This is a genomic window from Butyrivibrio sp. X503 (assembly GCF_003625475.1).
Classification (GTDB): Bacteria; Bacillota; Clostridia; order Lachnospirales; family Lachnospiraceae; genus Butyrivibrio.
Genome location: NZ_RAIQ01000010.1, coordinates 1 through 24,132, shown reverse-complemented (window position 1 = coordinate 24,132; position 24,132 = coordinate 1). Strand labels below are relative to the sequence as shown.

At 42.9% G+C, this 24,132-nt stretch carries 22 protein-coding genes; all 22 read left to right on the top strand.

Features of this window, described 5'->3' with window-relative positions:
- Positions 1-13 precede the first annotated feature (13 nt).
- The 22 genes from recO to D6853_RS14045 all read left to right on the top strand — a co-directional run bounded on the left by recO (position 14) and on the right by D6853_RS14045 (position 23,739).
- On the top strand, positions 14-661 hold the full coding sequence (recO, locus tag D6853_RS14150; protein ID WP_120658656.1) for a DNA repair protein RecO: 648 nt from the start codon (positions 14-16) through the stop codon (positions 659-661).
- Positions 662-745: 84 nt separating this feature from the next.
- Positions 746-1,390, top strand: a complete 645-nt coding sequence (locus D6853_RS14145) for a hypothetical protein (RefSeq protein ID WP_120658655.1) — start codon at positions 746-748, stop codon at positions 1,388-1,390.
- A gap of 34 nt (positions 1,391-1,424) precedes the next feature.
- Complete coding sequence (locus D6853_RS14140; RefSeq protein ID WP_120658654.1) at positions 1,425-2,822, top strand: glycine--tRNA ligase; 1,398 nt, start codon at positions 1,425-1,427, stop codon at positions 2,820-2,822.
- 30 nt (positions 2,823-2,852) lie between these two features.
- A complete protein-coding gene (alaS, locus tag D6853_RS14135; protein ID WP_120658653.1) occupies positions 2,853-5,507 on the top strand; it encodes an alanine--tRNA ligase in 2,655 nt (884 codons plus the stop codon).
- A 447-nt stretch (positions 5,508-5,954) separates the two neighbouring features.
- Positions 5,955-6,539: a TetR/AcrR family transcriptional regulator gene (locus tag D6853_RS14130; RefSeq protein WP_158588768.1), complete on the top strand. Its 585-nt coding sequence runs from the start codon at positions 5,955-5,957 to the stop codon at positions 6,537-6,539.
- Positions 6,532-7,305, top strand: a complete 774-nt coding sequence (locus tag D6853_RS14125; RefSeq protein WP_120658651.1) for a class B sortase — start codon at positions 6,532-6,534, stop codon at positions 7,303-7,305. Before D6853_RS14130 ends, D6853_RS14125 begins: the two co-directional genes overlap by 8 nt.
- A 170-nt stretch (positions 7,306-7,475) precedes the next feature.
- The gene (locus tag D6853_RS14120) at positions 7,476-8,546 is read left to right on the top strand and encodes a metal ABC transporter substrate-binding protein (RefSeq protein ID WP_120658650.1); all 1,071 of its coding nucleotides are present in this window, start codon (positions 7,476-7,478) and stop codon (positions 8,544-8,546) included.
- 138 nt (positions 8,547-8,684) lie between these two features.
- Positions 8,685-8,861 carry a 30S ribosomal protein S21 gene (gene rpsU, locus D6853_RS14115; protein ID WP_013280615.1) on the top strand — a complete coding sequence of 59 codons (177 nt, stop codon included), beginning with the start codon at positions 8,685-8,687 and terminating at the stop codon, positions 8,859-8,861.
- A 169-nt stretch (positions 8,862-9,030) separates the two neighbouring features.
- A complete protein-coding gene (locus D6853_RS14110; RefSeq protein WP_243108369.1) occupies positions 9,031-9,909 on the top strand; it encodes a metallophosphoesterase in 879 nt (292 codons plus the stop codon).
- Positions 9,899-10,648, top strand: a complete 750-nt coding sequence (locus D6853_RS14105; RefSeq protein ID WP_120658649.1) for a segregation and condensation protein A — start codon at positions 9,899-9,901, stop codon at positions 10,646-10,648. The genes D6853_RS14110 and D6853_RS14105 overlap by 11 nt, the downstream gene beginning before the upstream one ends.
- A gap of 5 nt (positions 10,649-10,653) precedes the next feature.
- A complete protein-coding gene (gene scpB, locus D6853_RS14100; RefSeq protein ID WP_092249487.1) occupies positions 10,654-11,223 on the top strand; it encodes an SMC-Scp complex subunit ScpB in 570 nt (189 codons plus the stop codon).
- Positions 11,224-11,367: 144 nt separating this feature from the next.
- Entirely contained in the window at positions 11,368-12,798 is a 1,431-nt protein-coding gene (locus tag D6853_RS14095) for an acyl-CoA carboxylase subunit beta (RefSeq protein WP_120658648.1), read from the top strand.
- Between the two features lie 17 nt (positions 12,799-12,815).
- Positions 12,816-13,706, top strand: coding sequence for an OadG family transporter subunit (locus D6853_RS14090; RefSeq protein WP_158588766.1), 891 nt, complete (start codon positions 12,816-12,818; stop codon positions 13,704-13,706).
- Positions 13,707-13,755: 49 nt separating this feature from the next.
- Positions 13,756-14,118 carry a biotin/lipoyl-containing protein gene (locus D6853_RS14085; protein ID WP_120658646.1) on the top strand — a complete coding sequence of 121 codons (363 nt, stop codon included), beginning with the start codon at positions 13,756-13,758 and terminating at the stop codon, positions 14,116-14,118.
- A gap of 45 nt (positions 14,119-14,163) precedes the next feature.
- Positions 14,164-15,306 (top strand): sodium ion-translocating decarboxylase subunit beta, encoded by a 1,143-nt coding sequence (locus D6853_RS14080; RefSeq protein ID WP_120658645.1) that lies wholly within the window; start codon positions 14,164-14,166, stop codon positions 15,304-15,306.
- Positions 15,307-15,352: 46 nt separating this feature from the next.
- Positions 15,353-16,765: an oxaloacetate decarboxylase subunit alpha gene (locus tag D6853_RS14075; RefSeq protein ID WP_120658644.1), complete on the top strand. Its 1,413-nt coding sequence runs from the start codon at positions 15,353-15,355 to the stop codon at positions 16,763-16,765.
- A gap of 141 nt (positions 16,766-16,906) precedes the next feature.
- Entirely contained in the window at positions 16,907-19,084 is a 2,178-nt protein-coding gene (gene glgX / locus D6853_RS14070; RefSeq protein WP_120658643.1) for a glycogen debranching protein GlgX, read from the top strand.
- Positions 19,077-19,682, top strand: coding sequence for a hypothetical protein (locus D6853_RS14065; protein WP_120658642.1), 606 nt, complete (start codon positions 19,077-19,079; stop codon positions 19,680-19,682). The genes glgX and D6853_RS14065 overlap by 8 nt, the downstream gene beginning before the upstream one ends.
- Positions 19,683-19,703: 21 nt before the next feature.
- Positions 19,704-20,384 carry a response regulator transcription factor gene (locus D6853_RS14060; RefSeq protein WP_120658641.1) on the top strand — a complete coding sequence of 227 codons (681 nt, stop codon included), beginning with the start codon at positions 19,704-19,706 and terminating at the stop codon, positions 20,382-20,384.
- Complete coding sequence (locus tag D6853_RS14055) at positions 20,368-21,897, top strand: sensor histidine kinase (protein ID WP_243108368.1); 1,530 nt, start codon at positions 20,368-20,370, stop codon at positions 21,895-21,897. The genes D6853_RS14060 and D6853_RS14055 overlap by 17 nt, the downstream gene beginning before the upstream one ends.
- A gap of 15 nt (positions 21,898-21,912) precedes the next feature.
- Positions 21,913-22,839 (top strand): hypothetical protein, encoded by a 927-nt coding sequence (locus D6853_RS14050; RefSeq protein ID WP_120658640.1) that lies wholly within the window; start codon positions 21,913-21,915, stop codon positions 22,837-22,839.
- A 57-nt stretch (positions 22,840-22,896) separates the two neighbouring features.
- Entirely contained in the window at positions 22,897-23,739 is an 843-nt protein-coding gene (locus tag D6853_RS14045) for a DegV family protein (protein ID WP_120658639.1), read from the top strand.
- Positions 23,740-24,132 lie beyond the last annotated feature (393 nt).

Sequence of the window (24,132 nt, the reverse complement as noted above, 5' to 3'; positions counted from 1 at the left end):
GGTAACAATAACTATGGAAGATCTGGTAATCGTAAGAGGCATTGTCCTCAAACATTCCCCTACGGGAGATTACGACTGGGTAGTAACTCTTTTTACTTCCGACAGGGGCAAGATAACCGCCTTTGCAAGAAGTGCAAGAAAACCCGGAAGCAAACTCGGAGGATGTGTTGAACCTTTTTGCTTTGGAACGTTCAAGCTTTTTGCATCAAAGACATCGTATACGATAGTTGAGGCCGACATTGATAATTTTTTTGAAGGCTTCAGACAAGATCTCGATGCGGCGTTTTACGGGACGTATCTTTTGGAGCTTGCAAGCTACTATACAAGAGAAAACAGCGAAGATGTTGGGCTTTTGAATCTCTTGTATATTTCCTTGAAAGCTCTTTTGAATGAGAATATTCCTAACAGGCTGGTCAGATGTATCTATGAGCTAAGGGCGCTTTCTATAGAAGGAGAGTATCCCGGAATTCCAGAGGGTAAAAATCTTCTTGAGGCAACCAAATACTCGATGGATTATATAGTAAGAAGTCCGCTTGAAAAGCTGTACTCTTTTACCGTTAAGGACGAAGTCCTGGCTCAGCTTATCGCCGTAACCGACGATTTCAGACGAAGGTTTATAGACAGACCGTTAAAGAGTCTTGAAATGCTTGAAGGTATCTGATACTTTATAAAGTTGAAAAAGAAAAACGATTTGGATATAATAACTTTGTTTGCGTAAAGACTGATATTTTGGAGAGAATTTGATATGACATTTATATCAGAAAAGAGAAATATGATAAAAAGAAATATGATAAAAAGAAATATAGTTAAGATGGCAGCGGTGATGTGCATTGCTGTTATCGGTGTATTGATGGGTGCATGCGGAAAGGCTGATGATACCACAAGGGTTGAGGTTTCCAAGAACGGCGCTGTCAAGAATTATATCTGTGAGAGCTTTAGTGAGCCCAACTATGATGTTAACGAGTTGACGGAGATGGTAAATACCAAGGTTTCCGATTATAACTCTGAGTATCTGACGACAAAGGTGACCGTCGATTCTATCAAATATGACGAAGAGAAAAAGACGATCAAGCTTGTTATGAATTATGAGAGCGCAGTTGATTATGCAGGCTTTAACGGTGTTTCATTATTCTACGGAACACTTTCCGAAGCGCAGGAGAAAGGTTATGAGATATCCGCAGATATGGTCGGGACGGGAGATAACAAGCTTCCCGATGATTGGAAGGAACAGTATGCCGACAAGCATGTTGTTGTTTGCGATGAAAAAGTGAAAATTAAGACTCCCTACAAGATCGAATATGCGACACAGGGCGTCAATGTCAGCGGCAAAAAGGAAGCGGTGCTTTCGGATGAAAACGAAGGTGCGATCGTGCTTCTTCTTTCAAAATAAATTACTAATTTAATTCGCAGGAATGGAGAAAGTTATGGAAAACAGTGCAAAGACAATGGAAAAAATTATAGCTCTTGCTAAGGGAAGAGGCTTTATTTACCCGGGCTCTGAGATTTACGGCGGACTTGCCAATACTTGGGATTACGGTAACCTTGGTGTTGAGCTTAAGAACAATGTTAAGAAAGCTTGGTGGCAGAAATTTGTTCAGGAGAGCCCTTACAATGTGGGAGTTGACTGTGCCATTCTTATGAACCCTCAGACTTGGGTAGCAAGTGGACATTTGGGAAGCTTTTCAGATCCTCTTATGGATTGTAAAGAGTGTCATGAGAGATTCCGTGCCGACAAGATCATTGAGGACTTTGCAGCAGAGAAAGGCATCGCTCTTGAAGGCTCTGTTGATGCTTGGAGCAATGAGAAGATGATGCAGTTCATCGAAGATAACAACGTTCCTTGTCCTTCCTGCGGTAAGCATAACTTTACCGATATCAGACAGTTCAATCTTATGTTTAAGACATTCCAGGGTGTAACGGAGGATGCCAAGAATACTGTATACCTTCGTCCCGAGACTGCGCAGGGTATCTTCGTAAACTTCAAGAATGTTCAGAGAACATCCCGTAAGAAGATTCCTTTCGGTATCGGACAGATCGGTAAGTCATTCAGAAACGAGATCACACCCGGTAACTTCACATTCAGAACTAGAGAATTTGAGCAGATGGAGCTTGAGTTCTTCTGTGAACCCGATACAGATCTTGAGTGGTTTGCGTATTGGAAAGATTACTGCATTAACTGGCTTAAGAGCCTTGGCATGAAAGAAGATGAGATGAGAGTTCGTGACCATGAGAAGGAAGAGCTTTCATTCTACAGTAAGGCAACAAGCGATATCGAGTTCCTCTTCCCGTTCGGATGGGGCGAGCTTTGGGGTATCGCCGACAGAACCGATTATGACCTCACAAGACATCAGGAGACATCAAGCGAAGATCTTACTTACTTTGATGATGTTCAGAATAAGAGATACATTCCTTACGTTATCGAGCCTTCTCTCGGTGCGGATCGTGTTGTTCTTGCATTCCTTTGCGGAGCTTACGACGAAGAGGAAATCGGAGAGGGTGATGTAAGAACAGTTCTTCATTTCCATCCCGCTCTTGCACCTGTTAAGATCGGTATCCTTCCTCTTTCAAAGAAGCTTAATGAGGGTGCTGAGAAGATCTATACTCAGCTTTCCAAGAAATATAACTGCGAGTTTGATGACCGTGGAAACATCGGTAAGAGATATCGTCGTCAGGATGAGATCGGAACTCCTTTCTGCATCACATATGATTTCGATTCAGAGACAGACGGCAAGGTTACCGTTAGATTCAGAGACAGCATGGAACAGGAGCGTGTTGCCATCGACGAGCTTGAAGCATATTTTGCCGACAAGTTTACATTCTAAGACTTTCGGATAGAAGGAGCATATATTATTATGAGACAATTTACAGCCAATGAACTGCGTAAGACATGGAAGCAGTTCTATATAGATCGCGGACATGTTGATGTGGGAGCAGTTTCACTTGTATCCGACGGTTCAACAGGTGTTATGTTCAATGTTGCGGGTATGCAGCCTCTTATGCCTTATCTTCTCGGTAAGAAGCATCCTCTCGGAACAAGACTTTGCAATGTTCAGGGATGCGTAAGAACCAATGATATCGATTCCGTAGGTGATAAGAGCCATGTTACCTTCTTTGAGATGATGGGTAGCTGGAGCCTTGGAGATTATTTCAAGGAAGAGCGTTGCAAATGGAGCTTTGAGCTTCTTACACAGGTTTTCGGTTTTGATGCGGACCACCTTGCAGCTACTGTTTTTGCAGGTGACGAGAATGCACCCAGAGACGAAGAGGGTGCTCAGTATCGTATCGCTTCAGGCTTTAAGAAAGAGAATATCTATTATCTTCCCGCTGAGGATAACTGGTGGGGACTTGAGTACGGACCTTGCGGACCCGACTCAGAGATGTTCTATATAGCAGATAAGCCGGACTGCGGTCCCGATTGCGGTCCCGGATGCTCATGCGGTAAATATACAGAGCTTGGTAATGACGTATTTATGCAGTATGAGAAGCATCACGATGGTTCACTCACACCTCTTTCACAGAAGAACGTTGATACTGGTTGGGGACTTGAGCGTATCCTTGCTTTCCTTAACGGAACCAAGGACGTATATCAGGTAGATGTTTTCGTACCTGCAGTTCAGTATATTGAAAAGAATGCAAACGTTAAGTACAACGAGGATGAGAAGACAACAAGATCTATCCGTATCCTCGCCGATCATATTCGTACATCCGTTATGCTTATCGGCGATGAGAAAAAGCTCCTTCCTTCAAACACGGGAGCAGGTTATATCTTGAGAAGACTTATTCGCCGTGCGGTAAGACATGCGAGAGCTCTTTCTCTTAACAAGGATCAGATTCTTGGAATCGCAGCTATCTTTATCGATGAGGTTTATGCAGAGAGCTATCCTCTTCTTGTAAAGAACCGCGAGTATGTTCTTACTGAGCTTTCTCGTGAGATCGCTCGTTTTGAGAGCACTCTTGAGAACGGTATGAAAGAGTTCAAGAAGATTCTTGATAAGACAAGAGAAGAAGGAAAGAAGGAGATCGGCGGTAAAGACGCATTCTTCCTTTACGATACATACGGATTCCCTGTTGAGCTTACTGTTGAGCTTGCAGAGGAAGAAGGACTTCTTGTTGATGAGAAGGGCTTTGCTGAGTCAATGGAAGAGCAGAAGCAGAAGGCAAGAGACAATCAGAACTTCTCAGCTAATCTCGACGCAGGAAAGAACGTATTCGATTCACTTGATGAGTCCGTAACTTGTGAGTTTGTAGGCTATACAGAGCTTAACGCAGATGCCAAGGTTGTTGCCATCGCAGATGAGAACGGCCTTGCCGAGGAACTTACAGAAGGCGCTAAGGGAACTGTTATCACAGACAAGACACCTTTCTACGGAACAATGGGTGGACAGATCGGTGATATCGGAACCATCACAGCTGACGGAACAGAGTTTAAGGTTGAAGAGACTATCCATGTTGCAGGCGGAAGAATTGCACATGTTGGACAGGTTGTAAAGGGAAGCATCAAGAACGGCACAGCCGTTAAGCTTTCTGTAGACTCAGAAAACAGAGCAAAGACTTGCAGAAACCATTCGGCAACTCACCTTCTTCAGAAGGCACTCAGAGTTGTTTTGGGTGACCATGTTGAGCAGGCAGGATCATATCAGGATCCCGACAAGACAAGATTTGACTTTAGCCATCATCAGGCTATGACAGCTGAGGAACTTCAGAAGGTTGAGGATCTTGTTAACGAGAAGATCGCAGAGGCACTTCCCGTTGTTACTCAGGAAATGTCTATGGAAGATGCCAAGAAGACCGGAGCAATGGCTCTTTTTGGTGAGAAGTACGGCGATGTTGTAAGAGTAGTTAAGATGGGAGATTTCTCAACAGAGCTTTGCGGTGGTACACATGTTGCCAACACAAGCCACGTGGGAATCTTCAAGATCGTATCAGAGAGCGGTGTTGCCGCAGGCGTACGTAGAATAGAGGCTCTTACAGGAAGCAATGCAAGAGAGTATTACAAGAATACAGAGAATAAGCTCAATGAGGCTGCAAAGCTTCTCAAGGCTAATTCTTCAGATATCGCTGAGCACATCAAGAAGCTTCAGGATGAGCTCAAGGCACTTAAGAGCGAGAACGAGTCACTTAAGAGTAAAGAGGCTCAGGCTGCACTCGGTGATGTTACCGACAAGGTTGAGGAAGTTAAGGGCGTTAAGCTTCTTGCAGTATCACTTAAGGGTGTTGATATGAACGGACTCAGAGATCTCGGCGATCAGATGAAGACCAAGATCGGAGAGGGCGTTGTAGTTCTTATCTCCGAGTGTGATGGCAAGGTTAACCTTGTAACTATGGCTACAGATGAAGCTATGGCTAAGGGTGCTCATGCAGGAAACCTTGTTAAGGCTATCGCACCCAAGGTTGGCGGTGGTGGCGGCGGTCGTCCCAATATGGCTCAGGCCGGCGGTAAGAATCCCGCAGGAATTGCGGATGCCATTACCGAAGCAAAGGCTGTACTTGAAAATCAAATTGGATAATTTTGCATACCACGCTTGTTATATTATTGACAACTCAACGAAAAAATGTTATAAAACAAGTGTTGCAAAACAAATGTTTTTGTAGCATGCTTTTAAAGTTTTATTTCTATTTTTCTTTTTGCAAAAGCGTTGTTTGCGATGATTTTTTATGAGGTGAGGGTGGAATCGACGGATTCCCCGAAAAGGATGCCAGGAGAGGGGCATCCTTTTTTGGTGGCATAAGAAAAAAATAAACTGTGATTCTCCAAAAGCCTTTTCTGCGCGGCTTTTGGAGAATGGGTGACTTTTATTACGCATATATTAAGGGAAAGCGGCAATGAACCCCTTTTTTTTTATCGATTTTTTGCTATATAATTATAGTGTGATTGTAGTAGGTCACACCACTTATATAATAATTGAAAAGAGATAGTTTTTATGCCCCCAAAACCACGTTTTACACGAGAACAAATGGTAGACGCAGGTCTTGAGCTTGTGCGCCAAAAAGGAGCGGATGCTCTTACTGCCAGAGAACTTGCGGATGTGCTGGGATGTTCCGCAAGACCCATCTTTACAGCGTTTGAAAACATGGATGAGCTTAGGAGTGAAGTTAAAAAAGCCGCTCGTATGCTCGTTTCAAGTTATGCAAATGAAGCGATGAAATTTGATCCCCCATTCAAAAAAGCCGGAATGCAGATCATTCTTTTTGCATCCAGAGAACCTAATCTATTCAAGATGATCTTTATGTCTTCTTTTGACAAACCCACGAGCTTTGATGAAGTATTTTCCAGCCATATCGTAGACAACAAGTTTGAAGAAGTTATTTCAAACGTTTATTCGTTGTCCTCAAAACAGGCGAGGTATCTGTTTGAGCATATGTGGATTTACACATATGGCATCAGTGTTTTGTGCGCTCTCAATCAGTGTAATTTCAGCGATGCCGAACTCAGCAATCTTCTTGGAGCAGAGTTTTTATCGCTTCTTGAGTATGTAAGAAATAACAATTTAGAAAGGCAACTTGATCCTCCGGAAAGAGTGAAGAGTGGGAATGCTTAAGGATAAAAAGATCAGATCAATAATAATAGCGGTACTTGCTTTCATAATTGTTTTTCATCTCGTCAATCTGTATTTCGATGTGAGGCATTACAATGACGCTAAGCTTGAGTACGACAAGATCAGAGAAGAAAATGTAAAAGACGTATCCGGTGAATTTGAGAAGGTTGGAGATTATCCGCGTCTTTCAATAGATGTAGATAAGCTCCGATCGGTGAATGCCGATTTTACCGGATGGCTTTATTTTCCGTATCTTTCGATCAGTTATCCCGTTGTAAAAGAAAAAGAGATCGATGAGTACATGACCAGGACCTTTGACGGCAGTTATAATAAGGCCGGATGTCTGTATGAAGATATATTGAGTGATTCGTGCTTTTGCGGGAAACACGACATTATCTTTGGTCATAACATGAAAGACGGTTCCATGTTTGGATCCCTTAAGACGCTGAACGGGACCAAGAGTAGCTTTATGACGGGAGATAATGCAAAGCTTTATGTTTATACGGATGATAAGGTTTACGAATATGAGGCTTTTGCATATTATGTGACATCTAGCGGTAGCGGCGCTTACAGCGTGGTTGCAACCGATAATGAATATGATAACTTTGTTTCTTTTATAAAAAGAAACAGCTTCATTAAACTTCCATCAGATATCGATTTTTCCAAAAGAGATTCTATACTTACCTTATCTACCTGCAGCGGAAAGGCAGGCAGCGATGGTAGATTCGTGCTTCATTCCCTTAAGACCAATACATGGGACAGACAGTGATAAATATTATCGGTTTTAAAATGCAATAGATTTGCAAATACTATTGACAAGCAGTTATGTGATTGCTAAAATCTTAAACTGCAAGTGATTTGCAAATGTATTGCATTTTTCTTTGTGCAGAAATAGTCATTCTGTATGCGATTATATATTGACGAAAGGACAAGACCGGTATGAAAAAGAGACTAGCTTTTATTATGGCTGCAATACTCACAGTCTGTGCATTCACGGGATGCGGAAATAATGCAGCGACACAGGGAAATACAACGGAGAGTACGCTTTCCAAAATGGACAGCGAAGCCGCTGAGGAAGAGGCTTCTGTTGAAGCTGTGGCTTCAGGAGACAAAATAAGCATTGTTACAACTATTTTCCCTGAATATGATTGGGTTAAGAATATTGTCGGAGATGCTTCCGACAAAGCGGAGATCACAATGCTTCTTGATAACGGGGTTGATCTTCATTCTTATCAGCCTACGGCAGATGATATTATGAAGATTGTTTCCTGCGACATGTTCATCTATGTCGGCGGCGAATCCGATGAGTGGGTTGACGATGCACTCAAGGAAGCTACCAATAAAGATATGGTTGTTATCAATCTTCTCGATGTTCTTGGCGGAAATGTCAAGGAAGAGGAAGTTGTAGAAGGAATGGAAGCTGAAGAAGAGGAAGAAGGCGAAGAGGGAGAAGAAGGAGAAGAAGAGGAAGTTGAGTACGACGAGCACGTATGGCTTTCACTTACAAATGCTTCTATTATCTGTGACGCTATAGCGGACGGCCTTTCAAAGGTAGATGCCGATAACGCCGCTACTTATACAGAGAATGCCAATGCATACAAGCAGAAACTCAATAACCTTGACGGAGAGTATAAGAGCGTAACTTCAGCAGCTGCAAACAAGACACTTCTTTTCGGAGACAGATTCCCTTTCAGATATCTTGTTGATGATTATGGTCTTGATTACTATGCTGCATTTGTCGGATGCTCAGCTGAGACTGAGGCCAGCTTTGAGACTATCGCTTTCCTTGCCGGAAAAGTTGATGAGCTTGGACTTAAGAGTATCATGACTATCGAAGGTCCCGATAAGAAGATTGCCGAGACAATCAAGAACAATACAAAAAGCAAGGATCAGAACATCCTTACTCTTGATTCGATGCAGTCTACAACATCCGAGGATGTTGCAAACGGAACAACTTACCTTTCTGTAATGCAGGCAAACCTTGAAGTGTTAAAAGAAGCACTTCAGTAAAAGTCTGAAAATAATGCTTGACGCCTAAATTTTTTATGATATAATTATTCATGTTATGTGAGTTTTTAGGCTCAGATCATAATAAATAACCCAATCAGTCATGTACTTGAAGGGACTGAAGGGAGGGTAAGAGTAGAGATGTCAACTGTAGTAGTAAAAGAAAACGAGACTTTGGATAGCGCGCTTCGTCGCTTCAAGAGAAGCTGTGCCAAGGCTGGTATCCAGCAGGAGATTCGTAAGAGAGAACATTACGAGAAGCCTAGCGTTAGACGCAAGAAGAAGTCTGAGGCAGCTAGAAAGCGCAAATATAACTAAGTCAGATTTTAAAATCCCTGGATGATTATCCGGGGATTTTTTTGTATGATATTGGCGTCAGCCATGGAGCAATTCGTATATCATATTTTATGTAAATTTGCTTTTGACCTTCACATTTATATGCTAAAATATTCTTGCTGTTTTGAAATGCGAATAAGGAAAAGAGATTATGCTTTTGTATATCATCATCGCTGCGGTTGCGGCGCTTGTTATATTATGTATCGCGGTCATCTACCATGATACTCACAACTTTGTTGTCCGCACTTATGACATAGATACCGACAAGATCGATCGCGATCTCAAGATCGTCCTTCTTTCCGATCTTCACGGCTATGTTTACGGCGACAGCAACGACAGACTTTTAAAGGCTATTGATGATATTGCACCTGACGCCGTGATGTGCGCAGGCGACATGTTCATCGGCATGAAGATCCACGGCAGGATACAGTATGAGGCAGGACTTCACGTTCTTACGGAGCTTGCAGGTAAATATAAGGTCTACATGGCCAACGGCAATCACGAAAAGAAGGTAAAGACCTTCACCAAGAAATACGGTAACTTCTACGACAGATATAAAGATACTTTGAAAAGAGCCGGCGTCATCATTCTTGAAAATGACTCGGTCAACATGGAGGATAATAAGGTCCGCATTACCGGACTTGATCTTCCTTTGGAGTATTTCAGAAAAATAAAGAAGAAGCAGATGGATACAGGTTATATCTCAAAGCTTGTCGGCTCTGCTTCCAAAGATAAATATCAAGTACTTATTGCGCACAATCCGCAGTATTTTCCCGAATATGCAAATTGGGGAGCGGATCTTTCACTTGCGGGCCATGTACACGGCGGTATAATAAGACTTCCGCTTCTGGGAGGAGTTGTTTCTCCATCGATAGCTCTTTTTCCTAAGTATGACGGCGGAGAGTTTAAGATCGGAAGTAAGCGCATGATCCTTTCAAGAGGGCTTGGAACACACACCATTCACGTGAGAATGTTCAATCCCGGAGAAATTGATGTTATCAGATTACATGAGGTAAAAGATGTCACTTGAGATCAAGCTTCAGGTGTTTGAAGGACCGATGGACCTTCTTATGCATCTGATCGATAAAAACCAAATAGATATCTACGATATTCCTATTGTTACGATCACAGAACAGTACATGGAATATATCAATGCGATGCACAAGGAAGATATGGAAGTTACCAGTGAATTCCTTGTTATGGCGGCGACACTTATAGATATCAAATGTAAGATGCTTCTTCCCAAGGAAGTTAATGAAGAAGGTGAGGAAGAAGATCCGAGAGCCGAGCTTGTTGAGAAGCTTCTTGAGTATAAGATGTACAAGTATATGGCTTACGAGCTCAAGGATAGACAGATGGACGCCGACATGCAGTGGTACAGGCAAAAAGATATCCCGAAGGAAGTTCGCGAATTTGAGGTTCCGATCGATTTCTCGGATCTTATCGGAGATGCCACTTTGAGTAAGCTTAACGCGATTTTCCAGGATCTTTTGAAAAGACAGGAAGACAAGGTCGATCCTATCAGAAGTAAGTTCGGAAACATCGAGAAGGAAGAAGTCGACATGGACGCCAAGACGCTTTATATCAAGGCATATATCCGTGAACACAAGAGATTCAGTTTCAGAAGTCTTCTTGAAAAGCAGCACAGCAAGACCGAGATCATCGTTACTTTCCTTGTTATGCTTGAGGAGATGAAGCTTGGCGAGATAGAGATCGAACAGGAAGATACGTTCGGAGATATAATAATTACTTCGAGAAAGGCAAGTTAAAAGATATGACGAGTAGAGAAGGCGCAGCTATTATAGAAGCCATTCTTTTTGCAATGGGAGATTCTGTTGAGATAAGCACGTTGTCTAAGGCAATGGAGGTTAGTGTAAGAGAGGTCAAGGACCACATCGATTATCTCAAGAACAAATATGAACAGGACGACAGCGGAATAGGACTTATCGAGCTTGATAACGCAGTTCAGCTCTGCACCAAAAAGGAAATGTACGAGTATCTAGTAAAGATAGCCAAGACTCCCAAGAAGGCGGTGCTTACCGATTCACTCATGGAGACGCTGTCTATCATCGCATACAAGCAACCTATCACAAGACTTGAGGTTGAAAAGATAAGAGGTGTAAACAGTGATCATGCCGTAAACAGGCTGGTTGAGTTCGGACTGGTAAAAGAGCTTGGAAGGCTTGATGCTCCGGGAAGACCTCTTCTTTTCGGAACAACCGAAGAGTTCCTTAGAAGCTTCGGAGTTCGCTCCCTTGAAGAGCTTCCGACAATAGGAACGGTACAGGTTGAAGAATTCAAGGCTCAGGCCGAAAAAGAGATAGATGTAAAACTTGATATTTAAGTGGTTTAAACAGTGGGAAAACGCCGAAAAAATTGTGCGTTTTCCCTTTTTTTTTGGTGCTTTTATGTTATACTATACTCTGTGTTAAGTTGCGTTCATTTTAGGAATAAGCATTACTTAAATATATTTACGGAGGTTAAAAAAATGAGTAGTTCTTCACAAGCGAGTATAAGAATCAACTCTTTGCTCGACGAAAACAGTTTCGTTGAAATTGGTGCTCTTGTGACAGCCAGAAACACAGATTTCAATCTGAAACAGGAAGAAACACCATCAGACGGAGTCGTTACCGGATATGGTGTTATCGACGGCAATCTGGTGTATGTATACAGCCAGGATGCGTCAGTACTTGGCGGATCTATCGGCGAGATGCATGCTAAGAAGATCGTTCGCCTGTATGAACTGGCAATCAAGACAGGATCTCCTGTAATCGGACTTATCGATTCAGCGGGACTTCGTCTTCAGGAGGCAACAGATGCGCTCAACGCATTTGGCGAGATTTATCTTAAGCAGGTGGAGGCATCAGGTGTTGTTCCTCAGATCACAGCTGTTTTCGGATCATGTGGTGGCGGACTTGCTTTGATTCCTTCCATTACAGACTTTACTTTCATTGAGTCATCCAAGGGTAAGCTTTTTGTTAACTCACCCAACGCTCTTGAGGGTAATTATAAAGAGAAATGTGATACATCAAGTGCTGATTGGCAGAGCGCCAACACAAGCAATATTGATGTAGTTGCCGATGAGGCATCAATCTATGCTCAGATCAGAGAGCTCGTTTCTATCCTTCCTTCAAACAACGAGGACGGAGATTCATATGAGGAGTGCTCTGACGATCTCAACAGAGCATGTGAGAATCTTGACGGCGCAGTAGCCGATCCTTCAGTTATCGCAAGACAGATTTCAGATAACGGAATTTTCTTTGAGACAAAGAGAAACTTTGCAAAAGATATGGTGACAGGTTTCATCAGACTTAACGGAGCAACCGTAGGTCTTGTTGGTAACCGTACAGCCGTATACGATGAGAATGGCAAAGAGGCAGAGAAGTTTGAGGATAAGCTTTCTGCAGGCGCATGTGAGAAGGCTGCCGAATTCGTTAACTTCTGCGATGCTTTCGATCTTCCCGTTCTTACACTTACAAATTCTACAGGCTTTGTTTCATGCCAGTGCAACGAGAAGCGTGTTGCAAAGGCTGCGGGCAAGCTTGTATATGCACTTGCAAATGCTACAGTGCCTAAGGTTAACGTTATCACAGGTAAGGCTTTCGGAAGTGCTTATGTGATCATGAACTCCAAGGCTATCGGAGCAGATGTTACTATCAGCTGGCCTGATGCTCAGATCGGAACAATGGACGCTTCTCTTGCCGCTAAGATCATTTGTGACGGCAAGGATGCAGATACTGTTTCTAAGACTGCTGCAGATTATGCACAGCTTCAGAACAATGTGAAGAGCGCAGCTGCAAGAGGATACGTTGATGAGATCATCGCTGCAGCCGACACAAGAAAGTATGTAATCGGAGCTTTCGAGATGCTTTTTACAAAGAGAGATGAGCGTCCTGCCAAGAAACACGGCACAGTTTAATGAAGGGAGCACTCAAAATGAAGCATAAATTTTTAGTTTTGGGCGTTATGCTAAGCTGCCTTCTTTGCTTTACCGGTTGTGGCAAGCAGGAGCAGCAGACGGCGCAGAACAGTGTTGATGAGAGCAGATATATACCTAAATATTATGATGAGGATCATCTAAAACAATTGGCGGATGATATCGAAGATGACTTTTTTGAAGCATTCTACAAAAAAGGTGTTACTCCGGAAAACTTCGAAGAAAAGGCATATCTGTCTTTAGTGTATGGCTATTATTTTAGCGATGAAAAGTATGAGACATTCCGAAAGGGATATGAGAGCTGGTACAAAGCTATAGATCAGATAGGATATGGCTCGAAAGACACTTTGGCTGATGATATAAACGTCGAATCGATTAGCTATGAAATGAACAATAAGGGGCAACTTGTTTTGACCGGTAGATTACATGGAACCAAACATTATGCTGATATGGTCATCTACCTTGATAACAAATTTACTCCTACCCCTGAATTACAGGTAGCTGATGTTGTCAGCATTATGAATTATGAGACTACCGACATCGGTGTAACAGCTGATAAGACAATTGGCGAGAAGCTTGAGAATGCCGGACTCAATACACTTATGGGAATGGGAATGGCCTTTTCAATCCTTATCACAATTTCACTTATCATATGCCTGTTCCCTCTGATACAGAAGCTTGGCACTAAGAAAAATGATAAGAAGACTATCGCCGAAAAGGCTATCGACAACACTGTGGGTCAGATTGCCGAGAAGGAAGATCTTTCAAGTGACGCAGAGCTTGTTGCGGTTATCGCGGCAGCAATCGCGGCATATGAGGGAAGCGGAAGCACAGACGGTTTCCGTGTAAGGTCTATAAGAAAAGTAAACAGTAATTGGAAAAAATTCTAATATAAGCATCGTACACATCAGACTTTGATGTGTGATGAAAGGAGATACAATGAAGAACTATACTATAACCGTAAACGGAAACGTATATGATGTAACAGTAGAAGAAGGCGCAGGAAGCGCAGTAGCTTCTGCACCCGCAGCAGCTCCCGCAGTTAAGGCACCCGCAGCACCCGTTAAGAAGGCAAGCGCAGGCGCAGGATCTGTAAAGGTTGAGGCCGGAGCAGCAGGTAAGGTACTTAAGGTTAACGCAAGTGTTGGCCAGGCTGTAAAGAAGGGTGATACAGTTATCACACTTGAGTCCATGAAGATGGAGATCCCTATGGTTGCTCCTTCCGACGGAACAGTTGCCAGCATCGATGTAGCTGCAGGTGATGCAGTAGAGGCAGGAACAGTACTTGCAACTCTTAACTAATGTCAGAGAATTATAAATTTGTTTAAACAGAAATGAGGATAAAAAATGGATTACGTTGTTAATACATTAACCAATCTCTGGCATCAGACAGCATTTACAACAATGTCACCGGGAAACTACATAATGGTAGTTGTAGCCCTTGTATTTTTGTATCTGGCTATTGCCAAGGGATTTGAGCCTTTGCTTTTGGTACCGATCTCATTCGGTATGCTCCTAGTTAATATTTATCCGGACATTATGGCAGCTCCCGCAAACGGTGCTGCAGGTGGACTTCTCCATTATTTCTATATCTTGGATGAGTGGGCTATTCTTCCTTCACTTATTTTTATGGGTGTAGGTGCGATGACCGACTTCGGTCCCCTTATTGCCAATCCTATAAGCTTCCTTATGGGTGCCGGCGCTCAGTTCGGTATTTTTGCAGCTTACTTCATGGCTATCGCATTCGGTTTCAATGACCAGCAGGCTGCGGCAGTATCAATCATCGGAGGTGCGGATGGTCCTACATCCATCTTCCTTGCATCCAAGCTTCATCAGACTTCAATCCTGGGACCCATTGCGGTTGCGGCGTATTCATATATGGCGCTCGTTCCCATGATCCAGCCTCCTATCATGAAGCTTCTTACAACAAAGAGAGAGAGAACCATTAGAATGCAGCAGCTTCGTGAAGTTAGCAAGCTCGAGAAGATTCTCTTCCCTGTTATAGTTACTATTGTTGTCAGCATGATACTTCCTACAACAGCACCTCTTATCGGTATGCTGATGCTCGGAAATATCTTCAGAGAGTCAGGCGTTGTTCGTCAGCTCCAGGAGACAGCTTCAAACGCACTTATGTACATTGTAGTTATCCTTCTCGGAACTTCTGTTGGTGCTACAACAAGTGCTGAGGCTTTCCTTAACAAGACAACTCTTATCATAGTTGTTCTCGGACTTATTGCTTTTGCTTTCGGTACTGCGGCAGGATGTCTTTTGGGTAAACTGCTTTGCTTTATTACCAGAGGCAAGATCAATCCGCTTATCGGTTCTGCGGGCGTATCTGCCGTTCCTATGGCAGCCCGTGTATCTCAGAAGGTTGGAGCCGAATATGATCCTTCCAACTTCCTTCTGATGCATGCTATGGGACCTAACGTTGCCGGTGTTATCGGAACAGCGGTTGTTGCCGGTACATTTATGGCGGTGTTCGGTGTATAAATATCGGACAATGATTTTTGAATAATCAGAAAGGATGATTACAGATATGGCAGATATGGAAAAGAAACCCATTCGTATCAATGAGACAGTACTCCGTGACGCTCATCAGTCCCTTATCGCGACTAGAATGCCTACAGAGGTTATGCTTCCCATCATTGAGACAATGGATCAGGTTGGATACAACGCAGTAGAGTGCTGGGGCGGTGCTACATTCGACGCTTGCATGAGATTCCTTAAGGAAGATCCTTGGGAGAGACTTCGTAAGCTCAGAGCCGGCTTCAAGAACACTAAGCTTCAGATGCTCCTTCGCGGACAGAACATTTTGGGATACAAGCATTATCCCGATGACGTTGTTGATTACTTCGTTCAGAAGTCAATCGCCAACGGTATTGATATAATCAGAATTTTCGACTGTCTTAACGACCTTAGAAACCTTGAGGCTTCAGTTAAGGCATGTAAGAAAGAGGGCGGCCACGCACAGATCGCTCTTGCATACACACTTGGTGATGCATACACAGAAGAGTACTGGATGAATATCGCTAAGGATATCGAGTCTATGGGTGCAGATTCTATCTGTATCAAGGACATGGCAGGACTTCTTCTTCCTTATGAGGCAGAGAAGCTTGTTAAAGCTCTTAAGAGTGCTACAAAGCTTCCTATCGACCTTCATACACATTACACTTCAGGTGTTGCCAGCATGACATACATGAAGGCTGCTGAGGCAGGTGTTGATATCATCGACTGCGCTATTTCACCTTTCGCACTCGGAACATCACAGCCCGCTACTGAGGTTATGGTTGAGGCATTCAAGGGACAGCCTTTCGAGACAGGTCTTGATCAGAAGCTTCTTGCTAAGATTGCAGATCACTTCAGACCTTACAGAGAGGAGTGCCTCGCAAGCGGACTTATGGATCCTAAGGTTCTTGGTGTTAACATCAAGACTCTTATGTATCAGGTTCCCGGCGGAATGCTTTCCAACATGGTTAGCCAGCTCAAGGAGCAGAACGCAAGCGATAAGTACGACACAGTGCTTGAGGAGATCCCTCAGGTTCGTAAGGACTTCGGTGAGCCTCCGCTTGTTACACCTTCATCACAGATCGTTGGTACACAGGCTGTTATGAACGTACTTATGGGTGAGAGATACAAGGTTGCTACTGATCAGACCAAGGATCTCCTTGCAGGTGAGTACGGTAAGACAATCAAGCCTTTCAATCCCGAGGTTCAGAAGAAGATCATCGGCGACAGAGAGGTTATCACATGCAGACCCGCTGACAAGCTCGAGCCCGGACTTAATAAGTTCGAAGAGGATGTTAAGCAGTGGAAGCAGCAGGATGAGGACGTTCTTTCATACGCACTCTTCCCTCAGGTTGCAACAGACTTCTTCAAGTATCGTATGGCTCAGCAGACATCTGTTGATGTTTCTGAGGCTGATACCAAGAACGGTGCATACCCTGTTTAATTCATATGAGTATATTTGTCGCCCCATGGTTAATACCGTGGGGCGATTTTTACATTTTCATTGTGTATTTGAAACGGCTGTTTTCGTTAAACAGCCGTTTTTTTCACGGATATTTAATAAATAATGTGGTAAAATTAAAGCATGAGTGAGTATAGAAGACATAGGTCCGGTAAAAAGAAGATTGATGTTGAATCACATCGTGCTGAAATCCTAGCCAAGGATGATATTAACCGTCAACTTGTCTGGCTCGATGAAGTGAACGGTTATAAGATCAGACCCGGGGTCTACAGCATGTATGGTGCAACTATGCTTAATGACTCCATCATCAACTTTACCGTATATTCCAACGGAGCAACCTCCATAACACTTCTTTTATATAAAAGAGGTGATAAGAACGCGTTTGCGGAGATTCCTTTTCCCGAGAGTTATAAGATAGGCAAAGTGTATTCTATGATCGTCTTTGGCCTTGATATTGAGAATTTGGAGTACAATTATCGCGTTGACGGTCCGTGGGAGCCGGAGAAGGGTCTTTTGTTTGATAAGAAGAATACCTTGCTCGATCCGTTTGCCAAGGCTGTTTCCGGTCAGAGAATATGGGGAGAGAAGTCTTACGGTGAGGATGAATACAGGGCCAGAGTCGTAAGGAACTATTTCGAGTGGAATGTAACGAGAAATCCCGAGATACCTATGTGCGATTCGATCATCTATGAAATGCACGTAAGAGGCTTTACCAAGGATAAATCTTCGGGTGTAACACACGGCGGAACCTTTGAGGGCATAAAAGAGAAGGCTGATTACCTTAAGAAGCTTGGTATAACAGCCGTTGAGCTTATGCCTATTTTTGAATTTGATGAAACAAGGGATATGCGAGAGCATAACGGTAGAACGCTTTTGGATTACTGGGGCTATAATACCATTGCTTTTTTTGCTCCGAATACCAGCTATGCGTGTGAGGCGGAACATAATAACGAAGGTCTTGAGCTTAAGCAGATGATAAATGCGCTTAAGGCCAATGGTATTGAAGTTATTCTTGACGTTGTTTTCAATCACACGGCTGAAGGTAACGAGCATGGACCGTTTATCTCTTTTAAGGGATTTGATAATAATATCTATTATCTTTTGACCCCTCACGGTGAGTATTACAATTTCAGCGGTTGCGGAAATACCATGAATTGCAATCACCCGATGGTTCAGGAGTTTATTGTTCAGTGCCTTAGATATTGGGTTGAGGAATACAGAGTAGACGGTTTTAGATTCGATCTTGCAAGTATCCTGGGCAGAGATCAGGACGGTGCGCCTATGGACAGACCTCCGCTTCTTCAGCGTATTGCTTATGACCCGATCCTCGGAGACGTTAAGCTTATTGCCGAGGCGTGGGATGCAGGCGGTGTATATCAGGTGGGTAATTTCCCTTCCTGGAAACGCTGGGCTGAATGGAACGGTAAATACAGGGATGATATAAGGTCATATCTTAAGGGAGATATATGGGCTGCGCCGGAAGCCGTTAAGCGCATTACGGGTTCGATGGACATGTATGGAGGATCGTATCTCGGATATGAGTCGTCGGTCAACTTTATAACCTGTCATGACGGCTTTACACTCTATGACCTTTATTCTTATAATAGTAAACATAACGAAGAAAACGGATGGAACAATACGGACGGTGCCAACGACAACAGAAGCTGGAACTGTGGCGCGGAAGGTGACACCGACGATCCGGGTATCCTTGATCTTCGTTTCAGAATGATGAGAAATGCAATCACCGTTCTTATGTGCAGCAGAGGTACGCCTATGTTGTACGCCGGAGATGAGTTTGGCAATACTCAGTTTGGAAATAATAACGCGTACTGTCAGGACAATGAGATATCGTGGCTTGATTGGAGTCTCATTGAAAAGAACAGAGATTATTATGATTATTACAGGAATATCATTCAGTTTAGAAGAAAGCATCCCTGTATCAGGAAAGATCTCGAACCGGCAAAGTGCGGACTACCCTTTATTTCCGTGCATACCGAGAATCCGGACAACGGTAACATAACCAAGGATTCCAGAGTAATCTGTATCAGATATGCGGGCTACTATGATAAAAAGGGACATGATGATATAGTATATATTGCGATAAACGCTTATTGGGAAGATATACAGATCATGCTTCCGGGAGCACCGGCCGGTTCGTATTGGACACTTTGCGCCGATACCGGAGATGATGAAGGTAAGTATTATAACAACAGGCCCAAGCCTTTGGCATTTAGAAACAAGACGTTGAAGGCTAGGAGCGTAAGCGTCTTTACCGTGGCGTACGGAGCGGAGTATGGCTGATAACAACAATGCTGACAGCAAGTTCATAGTGGGCGGTTATGAGTTCCTTAATGAGGATGATGCCAAAAAGGCTTCTATGGATGAATCCAAAATAAAGCTTTTGGAAACAAAGATAAATGCAAGCCGCCCGAGCGATATAAAAGCTGTATACGAAAAAGCTATAGAAAATAAGATATTTAAGTCGCCCATAGGCTGGCAGTATTTAATGGATCTTAGAAATAAGCTTTTAGAGAGCGGATATTCGCAGGAAGATCTTATTCCGATACCACTTAACGTTACCTTTACCAGGCATTCGGCGTTTGAAAATATTGCCGCACAGCAAAGAGTTAAACCGCCGAAGAATGAAGGCGCGGCGGATTTTGGAAAAATCTTTTCCATAATACTTAATATTGTACTTGCGATACTTGTGATCGTGATGTTTGTTATAGCTTCCAAAAGTGACAGTGATAACATTATCAACTATAAAAGAAATATAACGAATCGCTATTCGGCTTGGGACGAAGAGCTCAAGGAAAGAGAAAAGGCGGTTCGCGAAGCAGAAAAAAAACTTGGCATCGAAGCACCACAGCGGTATGATGGTGATATTGGTGATAACTAGAATTTCGAGGAGGAATAGGCAGTGGATGACTTGAAGATTTTGGTGGTGGATGACGAGAGCCGTATGCGTAAACTCGTCAAAGACTTTCTTATAAAAGACGGATATATTGTTTTGGAGGCAGGAGACGGCCAGCAGGCTTTGGACATGTTCTACGAGGATAAAGACATTTCTCTTATTATTCTTGATGTTATGATGCCCAAAAGAGACGGCTGGGAAGTTTGCAGAGAGATAAGAAACAACTCAAAGGTTCCGATCATTATGCTTACCGCTAAGTCTGAGGAGAGAGATGAGCTCCTTGGATTTGAACTCGGAGTTGATGAATATATTTCAAAGCCCTTTAGCCCCAAGATTCTTGCGGCAAGAGTTTCCGCGATTCTCAGAAGGACTAATCAGTCCGTCAACAATCAGGTTATGGAGGCCGGTGGCATAACTATCAATAAAGTTGCCCACAGTGTATTTGTTGACGGCAAAGAAGTTGATCTTAGCTACAAGGAATTCGAGCTCCTTAGCTTCTTTTTCGAGAACAAGGGAGTTGCCCTTTCCAGGGAAAAGATACTTAATAACGTGTGGAATTATGATTATTTCGGTGATGCACGTACTATAGACACTCATGTTAAGAAGCTCAGAGGAAAACTCGGAAACAAAGGCGACCTCATAAAGACGATATGGGGAATGGGGTATAAGTTTGAAACAAACCAGTAATACCGGCTACAACAAAAGCATAACTCATTCTATCCGTCTTGAGATCAGCATGGCGTTTCTTATGACAATGATCATTTCGTTCGGCTTTTGTATTATCATGAACGTTCTTTTTATGGAGAAATTCTATGTAAAGGATAAGATTGAGACTATTCATAATGCGTACAATGCAACATTGTCAGATATTTCAAACGGTATTGATATTACATCCGTAGAATTTGATAAAAAGACAAGAGAGACTTGTGACAGATATAATATCGAGATGATCGTCTTTGAGTATCCGACTAATGTTAAAGCAACATCGTTTTCTCAGCGAAGCGGTGATGCCATGGCAAAAGAATTATACAATATTCTTACCGAAGAGCCGAATCCGAACAATGAAATAACCATTATAAAAACGGATGAGATAAATAATATTACCATGCAGGTCGACAGGGATCTTGAGAGTGATACGGAGTATCTGGAGATCTGGGGAGTTACTGAAGGTAAATATATTGTTATGGTCAGAACGGCCATGCAGAGTATCAGAGAGAACGTTAAGATTTCCAACACCTTTATGGCAATGACCGCTTTTACTGCATTGTCTATCGGTGCGATACTGGTTCTTTTTATATCAAAAAAGGTTACGGCTCCGATCAAAAAGCTTTATCAGATCTCCGATGAGATGAAAAAGCTTAATTTCGAAGCTAAGTATGAAGATCAAAACGAACATAAAAATGAGATAGATATACTCGGACAGAACATGAACGAATTGTCCGAGATCCTCGAGGCGTCACTTCGAGATCTTAAGAATGCGAATATAGCTCTTAGGCAGGATATCGCCAAGAAGGAAGAAATAGATGAGATGAGAAAGGAATTCCTTTCAAACGTATCTCATGAACTTAAGACTCCGATAGCTCTTATCCAAGGCTATGCGGAAGGTCTTAAAGAAGGCATCAACGACGATGAGGAGAGCAGAGATTTTTATTGTGAAGTCATAATGGATGAAGCGTCCAAGATGAATATCATGGTAAAAAAACTCCTTACGCTCAATCAGCTTGAATTCGGTAATGAAAATGCTACGATGGAGAGATTTGACATCGTCGAGCTGGTTACCAACTATGTCAGATCTGCGGAGCTTTTGGCCAAACAGAAGGAAGCAACCGTTAAGATAGGAAATTATAAGCCGATATTTGTATGGGGAGATGAATTCAGAGTAGAAGAGGTTTTGCAGAACTATTACAGCAATGCTCTTAACCATATAGGCGGCGAAAGAGTAGTGGATATCAAGATCACAGAGAAAGAAAACAAGGTGAGAGTATCTGTGTTTAACACGGGTAGTCCGATCCCCGAGGACAGCTTGGAGCATATCTGGGATAAGTTTTACAAGGTCGATAAAGCAAGGACCAGGGAGTACGGCGGAAGCGGCGTTGGCTTGTCCATAGTTAAGGCTATAATGGAGAGTATGAATCAGGATTACGGCGTTATCAATTATGACAACGGCGTTGAATTCTATTTTGAACTCGAGACCAAATAATATGAGGGATATCTTATGAGTGCAAAAAAGTATTTGGGAGTGGCTGTTATTATAAGTGCAGCGCTGGCTCTTACGGCGTGCGGAGAAAAGTTTCCGACAATGACCGAGGAGCAGTATGACCAGACCGTGGAGTATGCGGTAGGTCTTTTAATGAAATATTCCAATAACGGAGAGAGCAAGCTTACATACGTCGATCCGGTTATTGCACAAGAGATGATCGAGCAACAGAATAAAAAGCAGGAAGAAGAGATGCATGATGCTTTTGCGGATGTTGGTCCAAGAGCTGAGGACATGTTCGAAGAAGGAAGCTCTTTTTCCTCAGGGGATGAATTTGCGGATGCGTCTTCTATAGAGTCATCCGATGGCAGCGACGTTGAAAATGAGAATGAGGCAAGCGAGGGCTCTGATGTAAATAAGGTCGACGAAAATGCCAAGCCTTCCGAAAGCGATGAAAAGAATGCGGATGAAGTCAGTGAAGGCGGTTCAGGAGAAGACTCTTACGCGGCAGATCCGAATGCGGTCGTAATGTCGGATGATGAATCAAGAGAGATAATGGATGATATCTTCCTGTCATATCAGGGATATTCCATTTCAAAGACGTACCCTGAGAGCTCCAAGAGCTATGTTGTTAATGCAGATAAGGGCAAGAGACTTCTTGTACTTAGATTCGATCTTTATAATGCGTCCGACAATGCTAAAAGCGTAAATATGCTTAAGCTTAATCTTTTGTTCCAGATTCTTTTAAACGGCAAGAACCTTGGATATACTTCGGTCACGTTCCTGCCGAACGATCTTTCTTCGTATATAGGCACAATAGATTCAAGAGCTCATGAGAGCTTGGTGGTGCTTACGCAGATAGATGAAAAGAACACTTCAAACGTCGAGAACTTGGGACTGATAGTAACAAGAGACGGCAAGGATACAAAAGTAATACTTAAATAAGACTTCTAAAGGCCGAGATCATCGGCCTTTATCTTTGTTGAAAAAAGGGAGAAGACAATGGTAAAAATAATTGCAGACAGCACATGTGATCTTTCGAAAGGACTGATTGAAAGATATGGCATCACAATCCTTCCTCTGTATGTAAGACTTGGAGACGAGGAATATCTTGACGGAGTAAACATTACTCCGGGAAAACTATATGAGTGGTCGGACAAGACAGGAGAGACGCCCAAGACGGCGGCAGCTTCCGTTACGGATATTATGGATAAGATAAAAGAAAATGGGGCGGATGAATACGTTGTGTTTACAATATCTTCATCGATGTCCGCTAACTATTCGAATTGTAAGCTTGCAGCGCAGGAGCTTGAAATGGAGGATAAGATCCGCGTGATCGATTCAGAGAATCTTTCTACCGGTATAGGACTTCAGGTGATAGAAGCATGTGAGCTTGCACGCAATGGAAAGAGCGCAGCGGAGATAGAAGAGTATATCCTGGCGCTCAGATCCAAGGTAAGAGCAAGCTTTGTCATCGATACTCTCACATATCTTTACAGAGGCGGAAGGTGCTCTGGCCTTGCGGCTTTAGTCGGCAATGCATTAAAGCTTCATCCAAGGATCGGTGTAAAAGACGGCAAGATGGGACCAGAGAAGAAGTACAGAGGGCTTCCTAAGAAGTACATAATTGACTACGTTAAAGACATGGAGGATGCGCTTAAGAATGCCAAGTCCGACAGAGTATTTATCACACATTCCGGATGCGATAAAGAGATAGTAGATATGGTTCGATCATATCTGACTGAACTCGGATGCTTTAACGAGATAATCGAAACCCGCGCGGGAGGCGTTATTTCCTCGCATTGCGGCCCCGGAACACTGGGCGTTTTATTCATAGAAAAATAAAACTTCAAAAAAAATCAAAAATTTTTGAAAATAGTTGTTGACATGGATGATACGCAGTGATATATTTATATTCGTTGCTGATGCAGACAGAAATGCCGCAAACGCAGCACTGGAGCGGGTTTTAGGCTCCTTGTACCTTGACAAATAAACAGTAATGCAACCCTGAAAAATTCCAAAAAGCAATGAGCAGGGCGAAAGATGAAATAAGCAGGTCGAGCAAGCTTGCTTGCAGAGAACTGATTATTTCAGATTTCATTTTGCGAACGCAAAAGCTTGGGAAATGCGAAGCATTTCGCAAGACCTGGTCATTACATTAAGAGAATAATTCAGAACAAAGATTTAGTAAATTAACGGACAGAACAAAAGCCAAGCTTAGTTTTGACCGGATCAACT